Annotated in this window: 12 protein-coding genes; 5 read left to right on the forward strand and 7 right to left on the reverse strand. The window is 41.3% G+C overall.

Features of this window, described 5'->3' with window-relative positions; all coding sequences use genetic code 11:
• Positions 1 to 124 precede the first annotated feature (124 nt).
• Positions 125 to 922, forward strand: a complete 798-nt coding sequence (tcdA, locus tag Q0A08_RS16040) for a tRNA cyclic N6-threonylcarbamoyladenosine(37) synthase TcdA (RefSeq protein ID WP_438462521.1) — start codon at positions 125 to 127, stop codon at positions 920 to 922.
• Positions 923 to 928: 6 nt separating this feature from the next.
• Here the strand turns inward: tcdA and Q0A08_RS16045 are convergent, their stop codons facing one another.
• Both Q0A08_RS16045 and Q0A08_RS16050 read right to left on the reverse strand, forming a co-directional pair.
• A complete protein-coding gene (locus Q0A08_RS16045) occupies positions 929 to 1327 on the reverse strand; it encodes a SufE family protein (RefSeq protein ID WP_438462522.1) in 399 nt (132 codons plus the stop codon).
• Between the two features lie 40 nt (positions 1328 to 1367).
• The gene (locus Q0A08_RS16050; protein ID WP_438462523.1) at positions 1368 to 2582 is read right to left on the reverse strand and encodes an aminotransferase class V-fold PLP-dependent enzyme; all 1215 of its coding nucleotides are present in this window, start codon (positions 2580 to 2582) and stop codon (positions 1368 to 1370) included.
• 195 nt (positions 2583 to 2777) lie between these two features.
• Here Q0A08_RS16050 and Q0A08_RS16055 point away from each other — a divergent pair, with 195 nt between their 5' ends.
• On the forward strand, positions 2778 to 4268 hold the full coding sequence (locus Q0A08_RS16055) for a GntR family transcriptional regulator (RefSeq protein ID WP_438462524.1): 1491 nt from the start codon (positions 2778 to 2780) through the stop codon (positions 4266 to 4268).
• A gap of 20 nt (positions 4269 to 4288) precedes the next feature.
• Here Q0A08_RS16055 and Q0A08_RS16060 read toward each other — a convergent pair whose 3' ends face one another.
• Positions 4289 to 5239 (reverse strand): LysR substrate-binding domain-containing protein, encoded by a 951-nt coding sequence (locus Q0A08_RS16060; protein ID WP_438462525.1) that lies wholly within the window; start codon positions 5237 to 5239, stop codon positions 4289 to 4291.
• Positions 5240 to 5346: 107 nt separating this feature from the next.
• Between Q0A08_RS16060 and Q0A08_RS16065 the strand changes: the two genes are divergently transcribed.
• Positions 5347 to 5562, forward strand: coding sequence for a hypothetical protein (locus Q0A08_RS16065; RefSeq protein ID WP_438462526.1), 216 nt, complete (start codon positions 5347 to 5349; stop codon positions 5560 to 5562).
• A gap of 87 nt (positions 5563 to 5649) precedes the next feature.
• Here Q0A08_RS16065 and Q0A08_RS16070 read toward each other — a convergent pair whose 3' ends face one another.
• The 3 genes from Q0A08_RS16070 to Q0A08_RS16080 form a co-directional block, all read right to left on the reverse strand.
• Positions 5650 to 6291, reverse strand: a complete 642-nt coding sequence (locus Q0A08_RS16070; RefSeq protein ID WP_438462527.1) for a DsbA family protein — start codon at positions 6289 to 6291, stop codon at positions 5650 to 5652.
• 165 nt (positions 6292 to 6456) lie between these two features.
• Positions 6457 to 7656 carry an amino acid aminotransferase gene (locus Q0A08_RS16075; RefSeq protein ID WP_438462528.1) on the reverse strand — a complete coding sequence of 400 codons (1200 nt, stop codon included), beginning with the start codon at positions 7654 to 7656 and terminating at the stop codon, positions 6457 to 6459.
• A 322-nt stretch (positions 7657 to 7978) separates the two neighbouring features.
• The gene (locus tag Q0A08_RS16080) at positions 7979 to 8176 is read right to left on the reverse strand and encodes a PA3496 family putative envelope integrity protein (RefSeq protein ID WP_438462529.1); all 198 of its coding nucleotides are present in this window, start codon (positions 8174 to 8176) and stop codon (positions 7979 to 7981) included.
• A gap of 209 nt (positions 8177 to 8385) precedes the next feature.
• On the opposite strand from Q0A08_RS16080, the gene uvrD reads away from it, so the two are divergent.
• Together uvrD and Q0A08_RS16090 are read left to right on the forward strand one after the other, a co-directional pair.
• Positions 8386 to 10593 (forward strand): DNA helicase II, encoded by a 2208-nt coding sequence (gene uvrD, locus Q0A08_RS16085; RefSeq protein ID WP_438462530.1) that lies wholly within the window; start codon positions 8386 to 8388, stop codon positions 10591 to 10593.
• Between the two features lie 156 nt (positions 10594 to 10749).
• Positions 10750 to 11862 carry a TRAP transporter substrate-binding protein gene (locus Q0A08_RS16090; protein WP_438462531.1) on the forward strand — a complete coding sequence of 371 codons (1113 nt, stop codon included), beginning with the start codon at positions 10750 to 10752 and terminating at the stop codon, positions 11860 to 11862.
• A gap of 83 nt (positions 11863 to 11945) precedes the next feature.
• Here the strand turns inward: Q0A08_RS16090 and Q0A08_RS16095 are convergent, their stop codons facing one another.
• Positions 11946 to 12638 carry a 1-pyrroline-5-carboxylate dehydrogenase gene (locus tag Q0A08_RS16095; RefSeq protein ID WP_438462532.1) on the reverse strand — a complete coding sequence of 231 codons (693 nt, stop codon included), beginning with the start codon at positions 12636 to 12638 and terminating at the stop codon, positions 11946 to 11948.
• Between the last annotated feature and the right edge of the window lie 20 nt (positions 12639 to 12658).

A 12658-nucleotide genomic window follows, 5' to 3' on the forward strand; every position in this document is an offset into this window, starting at 1 on the left:
CACTCATCTTCCATAAAGCTAAAAGCTAGCTGTGATTGCGCGACAAAATTGCGTAAAATTCCATTTTAAGCAAGTTAGCAATAAGTTGCGATCCTATTGTTGAGATAAGTGTTGGGGTTGGGTTGTGAGCGTGGAACAAAGGTTTGGTGGTATTAGGCGTTTATATGGTGTGAATGCCTATCAGTATTTCACTCAAGCACATGTCTGTGTTGTGGGGATTGGTGGTGTGGGCACATGGGCCGCTGAAGCATTAGCGAGGTCTGGCATAGGCCGTATTACATTGATTGATATGGATGATGTTTGTATTACTAATGTGAATCGTCAAGTCCATGCGCTAGATGGCAATATTGGTGTTGCTAAGGTTGAAGCAATGGCGCAAAGAATAAAACTCATCAATCCTGATTGCCAAATAGATTGCATTGAAGACTTTGTTACCCCTGAAAGCGTTCAGGAGCACCTAGACCGTGATTATGACTATGTTATTGATGCCATAGATAGCATTAAGCCAAAAGCCGCTATGGTGGCCTGGTGTAAGCGTAATAAGGTTAACTTAATTACCGTTGGTGGTGCTGGTGGACAAGTCGATCCGAGTAAAGTGCAAGTTGCTGACCTCTCTCGTACAGAGGAAGATAGGCTAGCAGCTAAATTAAGAAACTTCTTACGCCGTCACTATAATTTTAGCCGTAACCCTAAGCGCCGATTCGATATTGATTGCGTATATTCTAGTGAACAGTTGAGATATCCCACCCCTGATGGCGGTGTTAGCATGGATAGAAGTAAGATAGAAAGAGGCGAGAAGATGGACTGTAACAGCGGTTTTGGTGCTTGTACCATGGTTACTGCGACATTTGGGTTTGTGGCCGCGAGTCGTGTATTGGAGAAGCTTACAAAAAAAGCGGATGAAATTGCGCAAGAAGCTTAACGCTGATTATTGCGTTAATTCTTTTATTCTCGTAATTATGGCTAGAATGCCATTGTTACGAGAGCTGGTGAGATAGGCTTCTAAGTTTAAATCTTTAAGCTGAGAGAGAAGATCAAGCTGTTGAATCTGGTCTGAATTTAATCCTTCTACATAAGCTAAAATAATGGCTAAAAAACCACGTATTAGCTTGGCATCACTGTCTGCTTGAAAATGCCAAAGACCTGTTTCTTTATCTTCTTGTGCTAGCAACCACACCTGACTTTCACAGCCTGTCACTGCATTCACTTCTATTTTAAAATCTGTATCTAAGCGACTTAACGTTTTGCTTATTTTAACTAATGCCCTAAAGCTCTCTTCTTTAGATTTACATTGGTTAAATGTGTCTTTGATCTCGTTTGTATTCAATTTAAATTCCAAAATTCTTTATATATCAATTCACTAAGTTTTAATCAGCCAATAAATCTATCGCATCCAAAAGAGTTGCGACAAAATGATCTGCATCTCTTTCATTGTTATAACAAGCAAAAGAAGCTCTTAATGTGCCATTAACACCAAGTTGAGCCATTAATGGGTGGGCACAGTGGCTACCAGAACGAATGCCAACGCCTTTACTGTCTAAAAAGGCGTTCAGGTCCGTTACGTTAATATTTTTAACGGAGAATGAAACTAGAGTGCTGTTAGAGGGGGAATAGACTTTAATACCTGCCTCATTCATTAAAATACGTCTAACACGGTTGGCTAGGCTTATCTCCCAATCGAGCATTGCTTGCCTGTCTTGTTGCATCAAAAACTCGCAAGCAGAGGCTAAGCCTATGACACCTTCAATATGGGGGGTGCCTGCTTCAAGGCGGTAGGGTAGTTGATTAAATTCGGTTTCAAGCAAACTTACCTTTAATACCATCTCTCCCCCTGTTTGTAAGGGAGTCAGTTTTTCTAGCGCAGCTGCTTTACCATAAAGTACGCCAATGCCAGTTGGTGCGTACATCTTGTGCCCTGAAAAAACGTAAAAGTCGCAATCTAGTTGCGCCATATTAACAGGGTAATGAGCGACAGCTTGGGCACCATCAATTAAGGTAAGCGCACCGACTCTTTTTGCTTCTTGGATGAGCTGCTCTAAAGGGAGCTTAACGCCGATGGCATTGGAAATTTGAGTACAGGCGAGTATTTTGGTTTTATCACTAAAATAGTGTGCGTACTCAGTTTCCCACTGGGCATCTGAGGTAAAAGGAATCGAGCGCAGTATTGCGCCCGTTCTGAATGCTAGTTGTTGCCAAGGGACAAGGTTTGCATGGTGCTCTAAGCTTGAGATAAGGATTTCATCACCCGCCATTAGCTGTGACTCTAACCCGTAAGCAACCTGGTTAATGGCTTCTGTAGCGCCTTTGCACCAGATTACATGACTATTTTCAGGTGCTTGTATGAAATCAGCCACCGTTTGTCTTGCCTGTTCAAAAGCATTAGTCGCTTTATCACTTAAAAAATGAGAACCACGATGCACATTGGCATTGCTGGTTTGATAATAATTCATGATGGCATTTAACACCGCTTCTGGCTTTTGCGTGGTTGCGGCATTATCCAAATAGACCAAGGGATGGCCATGGGCTAATTGAGCAAGAATAGGAAACTGCTGACGTATGCTGATTGAGTCAAATGGCATCATGATGAATGAAAAGCTGTCCTTAACAAAACGAAAACTGAGACAAAATTGTAACCCAGTTTGAATCTATCTGGTGCTATCTAATTTGTTTCTAAGGACCTAAATAGAAATATTGCTTGATTCCAACAGGCATTACTTGGTTTTTTCCAGTCTTTTAGATACAGTTTTATCAAATAATATTTTAAAAGGTACAACGCCGTGGCTGAATTTCTTTATCAAGGGCTAGTGGATTGGTTTCAAGATCAAGTCGAGCAAAATAAGTTAACGGCTGGCGATAAGATGCCATCCTTGAGAAAACTGGCAAAAGAGCAAGGAATGAGCCTGAATACAGTGATTCATGGTTATGAATTGCTAAGCCAACAAGGTTGGATCGAATCTCGTCCTAAATCTGGTTACTTTGTTTGCCATCAAAGTCAGGTTCGTCCCGCTATTATGTTGGCGGCAGACCATCCCCATTACTCTAAAGATAAAGATATCATTTCTCCAGAAGAGCAGATTAGCTATCAAAAGGCACTGACCTGTCAGGCAAGCGAGCTGTTAGAGCAAGATGTTTTCTCTTTGAATCCCCATAATTTAAGTATTCATCATCCTCAAGGTGAAACTGCTGTACGTCAGGCGCTAAGCCATTACCTAGAGCAACTTGGTGTTCAAACTAAGTTAGATCAACTTTGGTTAGCAAATAATCCAAACCAGTTGCTGATGCAAAGTCTGCAATCACTTACTCAAGTGGGTGACAAGGTACTTATTTTAACACCCTGTGATTATAGATTAAGGCATACCGTCCAAGCACTAGGCCGTGAAGCTGTGTGCCTAAATGCTGGTGAAAGAGGTGTGGATCTCGATGTGGTGGATAAAATCATCGAACAAGATGAGATTAAATTATTACTCTTCCCTAGTCAGTTTTCTTTCCCCGCAGGACAGGCAATAAGTAACCTTAGCTTACGTCGTTGGTATGCACTGATAGAAAAGCACGACTTGCCTAGTATTGAGTGGGATCTTTGCTCACATTTACCGAATAGGCCGCAAGCTGTTATGAGTCTTAAGTCATTAGATCAAACTGGCTTAGTTGCTTATATAGGCGGTTTTGAAGGCCTACATGATGCTTTACCAAGTATTGCTTGGTTACAAGTGGGACGTTATGAAAAGCCACTTGCTCAAGCGCTATCAGTGGCTGGTTTATGCCCTGGGGAAGATTTACAGCTAGCTTTAATTCCATTATTAAATCAGTCTCCTGTAAAAGCCTTTGCCGCTATGTCACGATCTATTTGGGCGAATGCTGAGAAAATGAAATCAGCCTTAGAAAGGCTAAACCCTGGGCATTTATCTGCTGTTATTAATAAAGGCGGGCATAGCTTATGGGTGCGCAGTAATAGCCCAATTAGCATTAGCCAGTGGCAAGCATATCAAGCGAGTAATCTACATGGTTTGATACCAGGCCATTTACTAAGTCTTGCTGAGGATGCTAATCATTGGTTTGCTGTTAACCTAAGTTTAAACCAAACTCAAGTTAGCCTTAATTGGTTAGAAAAAGAGTGTTTTACAAGCTCTGAAAAGTCTAAAGAAGAAGTAAGTACTCACAAAGATGAAACAAGTACTGAGACGACAAGTAGTAAAAAAGAACGAGAAGACAGCACAGATGAGCCCCTTTATAACCCTATGTTAGATCTAATTAACCACGACTTTGGTTAATCTATTTAGGCAGGCGAGCACTAATGCTCGCCTGTTATAGGTTTTAAGCTTTGGTGGCGGTGGTCAAATGGGTCGACTGTTACCCCTGCTAACTCATCTAAAATCCATTTTTCAAATGCTTTGATACGCTCGATACGAGGCGAAAACTCCTGATAATTCATGTAAAAGGTGAGTCTTTTACTAAAAGGAAGTTGAGGTAAAACATGCACTAGTTCACCGGACAGAAGGTCATCTTGAATCATTATTTCCGGACAAATAAATACTCCATGGCCTGCTTTTACGGCGCTGATACCCATATACCAAGAGCCTACCTCTGCCCAAAGTTTTTGTTTTACATTGGTATCAATTCCATATTCTGTAAAAAAGGCAGACCATGAAAATTCAGCTTCGTCAGCTTGTATTAACCAACACTTTAGTAAATCGTCAATACTCTGAAATTTAATACTCTCAGCGAGGGATTTAGAGGCAACTAGGACTAGGTTTGTTTCCAGCAACTTTATTTGCTGACAGTCCTTTTGAGAGTCAACTTCTGTTGTAATGTCGATATCGGCATTACCGGCTCTTAAGTCTTCTCTGTAATCACAGCAGAGCAATCTAGCGGTAATCTCATCATGCATAGCGGTAAAGCGCCAAAGCTTGGGCATCACCCAGCTAGAAGCAAAACTCTGCGGACAAATAATACTTAGGTTGCCTGCAAAAGGTTCTGCTTTGACTCTATCCAAACCTTTCTCTATTAAAGAAAAAGCTTCTCCTAGGTGCTCAGCTAAGATATGACCTTGAGTCGTAAGCTGCATATCTCGCCCAGCACGATAAAATAACTTATTACCAAGATGCTCTTCTAAGAGGCGGATCTGCTGGCTCACTGCAGCTTGAGAGACAAACAGCTCTTGTGCTGCCTTGGTATAGCTTAAGGTTTTACTGGCAACAGCAAAGTAATGAATTGCTTTTAAATGTGTAACTCTAGTATCCATAGCTGAGAACTCATAAGTTTATCTTATTCTTAACGTTAGTTTTTAGCGTTCGTGTATTTCGCTTCTCTTAGGCATGATTAAAAGCCTAAACACAAGGAGATGCAAGCATGTACCCATTATTGATTAGTATATTAGAGATTATTAAAAAAGCGTTTAAAAACATTTTAAAAAATCTTGCTAAACACAGTAATAACAATGATTTAAGTGGAGTAAATATATCTAAGAGAGAGTTTGATCAGTTGACAAACCTATCTAGTCATTTGCAAAAAGACATTGGTTTACCCCCTTATACGAGTCGATCGAATAGGGGAGATCTTTATTAATATGGTTTACGAGAAAGTTATAAATAAACTAGGTTTAGCCTAAAACTCACTAGAATATCTAATGAGTTTTAGTTATTTGATTGAATACTAAGCGTTTTTTAATTGAGCTAATGCCGCTAGAATATCAGTTAGCATTTGATCCGCATTAAGATAATCCAGCGGAATTTGAATCATTTGGTTTGCCATTACTAAGGCAATGGATGGAAAAGAATTAAGCCCTAATTGACGCGCTATTTGAACTTCCTGTTCGAGTACTTCTGCTTTTTTGCAGTGTTCCATAGCTTTTAGAAAGCCATCTTCTTTTAATCCAATGTTAGTGGCACATTGCGCTAAGGTACCTAGGTCCGATGGGTTTTGTGCGTTTAGGTAGTAGGCCTGCTGGATTTGTGCTGACATTTCTTTTTCTAAGTTTTGGTCCCTTGCTACTAAGCATGCACGACATGCTGGATAGGTAGAGCGTCTAGGTTGGCAGTCTTGCCAAAAATTATGATTAAACTTAGTTCCTAACTGGTTTTCGATCTGTTTCCAAACCTCTGCAAGTTTAGTTTGCATCGGTAACGGCATAGGTGCATTGGAATCAACAGCTAGACCCCCTAACATGGGCTGGATTTGAATCTCTCCGCTTTCAATATAAGGTTCAAGTGCTAACTGCAATGCTTTCCAAGTGGGCTGAAAACCCCAACACCAGCTACACATTGGGTCGTAGCAATAAATCAAAGTAGCAGACATAGGTTAGAGTCCTTAGGTTCTTAACTAAATTAGATAAGGCAGAATAATGCTTAAAGCCTATCTAGAACAAGTCAGAAAAAAGAATTCATAAGAAATTTATTGATAGGCAAAAAAAAAGCAGCCCTTATTAAAAGGGCTGCTTTTAAGGCACTTTAATAGCTTTAGTTAGTTGTTTTGAACAACGGCACTAATCGCATCACATAAAGGTTTAATGTTTTCATGTGTGATACCGGCAACATTGATTCGGCCAGAGCCAACAATGTAAATGGCGAACTCTTGTCTTAGGCGGCTAACTTGATCTGGTGTTAAACCTGAAAAAGAGAACATGCCTTGTTGACGAGAAATGAAGGAGAAATCTTGATCTACACCGTTAGCTCTTAAGGTGCTAACAAACAAGCTACGCATCTCATGAATACGCTTACGCATACTCTCTAATTCCATTTCCCATAAGCTACGCAGTGCCGGATCAGATAAAATCTCTGTCACTATGGCTGCACCATGTGCTGGTGGATTGGAATAGTTTGTACGGATAGTGCGTTGCAGTTGCGTAAACGCAATATCGACTTGCTCAGCAGTATCACAAACCAGAGTAATAGCACCCACACGTTCATTATATAAACCAAAGTTTTTAGAAAATGAGCTGGCAATTAACATTTCTGGAACTTGCTGGGTAAAGGTTCTTAAACCTTGTGCATCTTCTTCTAAACCTACCCCAAAACCTTGATAAGCGAAGTCAAACAAAGGCATAAAGCCTTGTTTGCTACAAAGGTTGGCTAATTGCTGCCATTGTTCTGCGGTTGGGTCTATGCCGGTTGGGTTATGACAGCAGCCGTGGAAAAGTACCACATCCCCTTCAGGGATTTGAGACAAACTGGCAAGCATAGCTTCAAAGTCTAGGCTTTTATTAACTGCATCATAGTAGGCGTAGCTTGCCACTTCTAAACCGACAGATTGGAAAACGGCTTGATGGTTAGCCCAAGTCGGGTTGCTGACCCAAACGGTCGCATTTGGAATATGCTTTTTAATAAATTCTGCAGCGACACGCAGCGCGCCTGTACCACCAGGTGTATGGGCAGTATGGGCTAATTTTTTAGCAATAATTGGATGGTCTTTACCAAATAAAAGGTTTTGTACTGCTTCACGGTATTGAGAAGTGCCTTCAATACTTAGATAACTTTTACTGGTCTCACTGGATAATAGTCTTTCTTCTGCTTGTTTAACGGCTTGCAGAATGGGTGTTTTACCTTGCTCATCTTTATACACACCAACCCCTAGATTTATCTTATTAGGGTTAGTTTCATTAGAAAAAGACTCGTTTAAACCAAGAATAGGATCTGCTGGCGCAGCTTGAATGTTCTCAAACATGGTGACTCCCCAAAAGGGTTACTCGCTCTATTATAATTATTAATTGCGTGCTATTTGATTAGCGCTTTAAAAAACCCTGCTATGTTACTCCAACAGGTCTAGCACCGCTAGCAAATGTCTGCAGTGAATGGAAAGCGTATGTAAACGTAAGTGAATTAGATATTTTTTTAGGGCGGAAAAAACACCTTGCTGGGTAAAACAGCAATAGGAAGGCATGATGTTTCTGATTGTTACCTTAATTTGGCTAAGGCAAACTAACGTTACATCACAAAATGAGCATTAGCCGATATTAACTTGGCTTTTTTCGCTTGTCAGAGCGAAATTAGTTAATATCCCATCCACTTGAGATGGAATCAGACAAGCTTTTTTGCTCTCGGTAAGCTTCAATAGCACGACGTGCTTTTAACATGCGTACGCCGTCTTCTTTTTGTAGCTTCTCGCTTTTCTCATTATCAAAACTGATAGATGCGTGTAAAAGTTCTGTTTTAAGTTCACTTAACTCAGTAGCTAGTTTGTTCATCGTTTTTTCCTTTGATGTATTTCAATGACAATGAAATGCACAGATCACTGTCATCGACAGGTGAAAAAAGTCAAAATAGAGGTCAACAAGTTACAACACATAAAAGACCGTAAAATCGATCAAAAATCAACCACTATGGTAGTTTTTTTATGTGACAGAAAGATGAAATCAATTTTTAGCCACTTAATTAGCAAGGCGGAACCTGCTCAATGGATGTTTCTTTTATTCTTGATTCTTTAAATGATAAACAACGAGAAGCTGTTGCTGCTCCCTTGCAAAATACCCTGATACTAGCTGGGGCAGGGAGTGGTAAAACACGTGTTCTAGTACATAGAATCGCATGGTTAATGCATGCTTATGAAGTTTCGCCATTTAGCATAATGGCAGTGACTTTTACCAATAAAGCCGCGAAAGAAATGCAGGCTAGGATAGAGCAGCTTGTTGGGGTACCTCCTCAAGGTATGTGGGTCGGCACTTTCCACGGTTTGGCCCACCGTTTGTTGCGTGCTCATTGGCGTGATGCTGGACTAAAAGAAAACTTTCAAATCATGGACAGCGATGACCAACTACGCATGGTTAAACGTATCATGCGAGAACAAAACATCGATGAAACTCGCTGGCCGCCAAAGCAAGTTTGCTGGTTTATTAATGGTCAAAAAGATGAGGGCAGGCGTGCTGCTCATGTCCCTGATAGTCATGATCCTTTTTCCAAAGGTATGCGTGAACTTTATTACTCCTATGAAGAAGCCTGTGAACGTAATGGCACCTTAGACTTTGGTGAACTTTTATTACGTGCACACGAACTCTTATTGGGTAATCCTGCTTTGCTACGTCACTATCAAGAACGCTTCGTACATGTGCTGGTAGACGAGTTCCAAGATACCAACAGCATTCAGTATGCTTGGTTGCGTATTCTTGTGGGTGATAAGGGCTCAATTACTGCTGTGGGTGATGATGACCAATCTATTTATGGTTGGCGCGGGGCAAAAATTGAAAACATACAGAACTTCACTAAGCACTTTAATGAGGTACAAACGATTCGTTTGGAGCAAAACTATCGCTCTACGGGCCACATTCTAAAAGCGGCTAACGGTCTGATTAAGAATAATGACGATCGTTTAGGAAAGGAGCTTTGGACAGAAAGCCCTGAAGGGGAAAAAATCTCCCTCTATGCTGGTTTTAATGAGCAAGATGAAGCCAGATTTATTCTCAGCATTATTAAAAAATGGCGTGATGATGGATCAAGCCTAAGAGACATGGCCATTTTATATCGCTCTAACGCGCAATCGCGTGTTTTAGAGGAATGTTTAGTGCGTGAGCAAATGGCATATCGTATTTATGGTGGCCATCGATTCTATGACAGATTAGAGATCAAGAATGCCTTGGCTTATGCCAGATTAGCGATAGATGCTAATGATGATGGGGCTATGGAACGAGTGATTAATGTTCCTCCTAGGGGCATCGGTGAGCGAAGCATAGGGACAATTCGTGAACTAGCTCGAGATCAAGGCTGCTCTATGTGGCAAGCTGCGTCTGAAATTGTACGCCAAAAGTTGCTTCCAGCAAGAGCGACCAATGCTATTGAGGCTTTCCTTGGGCTAGTGAATGGCATGACGAACAGTGTGCAAAGTAATGATCTAGGTTTAGGTGAAGTGTTTGAGCAGTTAATCCAAGAAGTAGGTCTGATAGCCTTCCATGAAAAAGAGAAAGGTGAGAAAGGCGAAGCCAGAGTTGAAAACTTAAAAGAGCTGGTCAGTGCTGCTAGTGGGTTTAGCTGGACTCAAACTGAAACGGAAGAGCAAGAATATAGCTCTCCTATGATGGCCTTTTTGGATCAAGCAGTACTTGATGCGGGTGAGGCTCAAGCAGATGAGTATCAAGATGCGATTCAGTTGATGACCTTGCATTCAGCGAAAGGCCTTGAGTTCCCGCTTGTTTTCTTAACGGGTGTAGAGGAGAACCTGTTCCCAAGCCGTATGTCTTTTGAAGAGCCAGGGCGCTTAGAGGAAGAAAGACGATTATGCTATGTGGGTATCACACGTGCGATGGAGAAACTCTATATTACCTATGCTGAATCACGCCGTTTACATGGCAGTGAGTCATTTAATAGCCCATCTCGCTTTATCAATGAGATCCCGAGCGACTGTCTGGAAGAAGTGCGCCTAAGATCACAAGTCTCGCGACCTGTATCAACCCATAGACCTAATTTTGCACGTCCTAACAACTCAGTGCTAGAGGGTTATCAAGTACCTGAAACCAATATCAGCATGGGCGATAGGGTGAGTCATCCTGTTTTTGGTGAAGGTTTGGTAATTAATTATGAAGGTCAGGGGCCTCAAGCGAGAGTACAAGTAAACTTTGATGATGAAGGAACAAAATGGCTTGTCTTAGCCTTTGCTAAATTACAAACACTATAAATTTGAACAATGTTAAAAAAATCAGTTGAGACAATGAGCTAGTGCGCCTAGTATTTGTTTTACTAGCTTCGTTTAGATGGGCAAAGCTAACTTTTTAGACCTTATCAATAGGCTGATAAAAGCAAAATAAATAACAATAAAAGCTGAGGAATCAAAATGTTTACAGCAAAAAGTTTTGGAAAGTGGGCGGTTGCAGGGTTAGCAGCCGCAACCTTAGTCGCTTGCGGCGGTGGTGAAAAAGTTGAAGAGCAAGCAAAGGCTGAAACTAAAGCCGAAGTGATCAACTGGAAAATGGTAACGACCTGGCCGAAAAACTTTCCAGGTTTGGGTACAGGTGCTGAGAAACTAGCAAAAAACATTACAGAGATGTCTGGTGGACGTTTAAATGTAAAAGTTTATGCTGCGGGTGAATTAGTACCACCTCTAGAAGTATTTGATGCTGTTTCACGTGGTACAGCCGAAATGGGCCACGGTGCGTCTTATTACTGGAAAGGGAAAGCGCCAGCGGCACAGTTCTTTGCAGCGGTTCCATTTGGTTTAACAGCACAAGAAATCAACGCTTGGGTTAGTCATGGCGGTGGTATGGCTCTGTGGGAAGAGGTATATGCTCCATTTAATCTAGTCCCTATGGCAGCAGGTAATACTGGTGTACAAATGGGTGGTTGGTTTAATAAAGAAATCAACTCTATTAATGACTTCCAAGGCTTGAAAATGCGCATTCCTGGCCTAGGTGGAGAAGTACTGAAAAAAGTAGGTGGTACACCGGTTAACTTGCCTGGTGGCGAAATCTTTACCGCTTTGCAAACAGGTACGATTGATGCGACTGAGTGGGTTGGTCCATATAACGACCTAGCGTTTGGTCTGTATAAAGCGGCTAAATTCTACTACTACCCAGGTTGGCACGAGCCAGGTACAACGCTTGAAGCCATGGTTAACAAAACAGCATTTGAAGCATTACCAGCAGATCTTAAACTGATTGTTAAAGCCGCTGGTCGTCAAGCTAACCAAGATATGCTTGATGAGTTTACTGCTCTGAACAATGATGCACTAGTAACCCTAGTAAATGATCATAACGTTCAGCTTAAGCCTTTCCCGAAAGAAGTGTTAGCACAATTGCGTACCGCTTCTGATGAGACTTTGAAAGAAGTGGCAGCAGGCGATGAAATGAGTAAGAAAGTATATGACTCTTTCATGGATTTCCGCTCTAAAGTGAGCAAATGGCATGCTGTGTCTGAGCGTGCTTATATCAATGCTCGTGATGCTGACTAGTTAATCTAGGTTACTAGTAAGTCATAAAAAAAAGGCTTCAAAGTTTAACTTTGAAGCCTTTTTTAATGCCTGTGAAACAGAGGCTAATCTGTTTTACTGCCCAATTCTAATAGCGTTGCATTGCCACCAACAGCCGTTGTATTGGTACTAATGGTCTGCTCTGTGGTGAACTGGTGAATAAAGCTCGGCTTAGTTTGGTTTGAGTAATTGATGAAATCAGTTTCACTCACTAGCTGACATAAAAGGCCCTCTTTATTCGCGAGTATCTGTTTTATTTCAATCAAGTTCTTATCATCAGTTAACGCGCAAACCCCAGCCAGTCTTATATCTAGCAAGTTCGCTTGATGTTCTGCCTGATCTGCTTCTTGTAAGACGCCATCAGGTAAATAAGCGTCTAAACTTGCTAGTAAGGTTTGACCCATTTCACCATGATGAATAACGCTATTTCCTGCTACTAAAGCAGCATATACCTGACCCACGACCGCCGTAAATAACTGCTCTCTTTGAGCATGTATATCAGTGATAAGGCTGATAAACACACCACGACCTTGATTTGAAAGCAGGTTACTCTCACCTGTCGGCCCAGGCATTAACTGCTTAGCGGCAATTTGAGCTAGGGCATTATTGATCTGCCACTGAGCCATTTTTCTTGCATCACCAGTTAAGGTGTTAAGGCTGTTTGTTAATCTTTCAGCGCGTTGCTCAGTACCTAGTTGGTTCCATAATGGAAACGCCTGCATTGCCTTATCAATTTGTGTTTTATTATTAGTATTCATAATATCTGTACCTAAATTCT

Origin of the sequence: Marinomonas sp. PE14-40 (genome assembly GCF_051623805.1) — a bacterium.
GTDB lineage: Bacteria > Pseudomonadota > Gammaproteobacteria > Pseudomonadales > Marinomonadaceae > Marinomonas.

Bases quoted from the DNA above. Each gene is read 5' to 3' on its own strand.
- Q0A08_RS16090 (WP_438462531.1), top strand. From the start codon at position 10,750: ATGTTTACAGCAAAAAGTTTTGGAAAGTGGGCGGTTGCAGGGTTAGCA.
- Q0A08_RS16070 (WP_438462527.1), bottom strand. From the start codon at position 6,291: ATGTCTGCTACTTTGATTTATTGCTACGACCCAATGTGTAGCTGGTGT.
- Q0A08_RS16080 (WP_438462529.1), bottom strand. From the start codon at position 8,176: ATGAACAAACTAGCTACTGAGTTAAGTGAACTTAAAACAGAACTTTTA.
- Q0A08_RS16075 (WP_438462528.1), bottom strand. From the start codon at position 7,656: ATGTTTGAGAACATTCAAGCTGCGCCAGCAGATCCTATTCTTGGTTTA.
- Q0A08_RS16065 (WP_438462526.1), top strand. From the start codon at position 5,347: ATGTACCCATTATTGATTAGTATATTAGAGATTATTAAAAAAGCGTTT.
- uvrD (WP_438462530.1), top strand. From the start codon at position 8,386: ATGGATGTTTCTTTTATTCTTGATTCTTTAAATGATAAACAACGAGAA.
- Q0A08_RS16050 (WP_438462523.1), bottom strand. From the start codon at position 2,582: ATGATGCCATTTGACTCAATCAGCATACGTCAGCAGTTTCCTATTCTT.
- Q0A08_RS16060 (WP_438462525.1), bottom strand. From the start codon at position 5,239: ATGGATACTAGAGTTACACATTTAAAAGCAATTCATTACTTTGCTGTT.
- Q0A08_RS16095 (WP_438462532.1), bottom strand. From the start codon at position 12,638: ATGAATACTAATAATAAAACACAAATTGATAAGGCAATGCAGGCGTTT.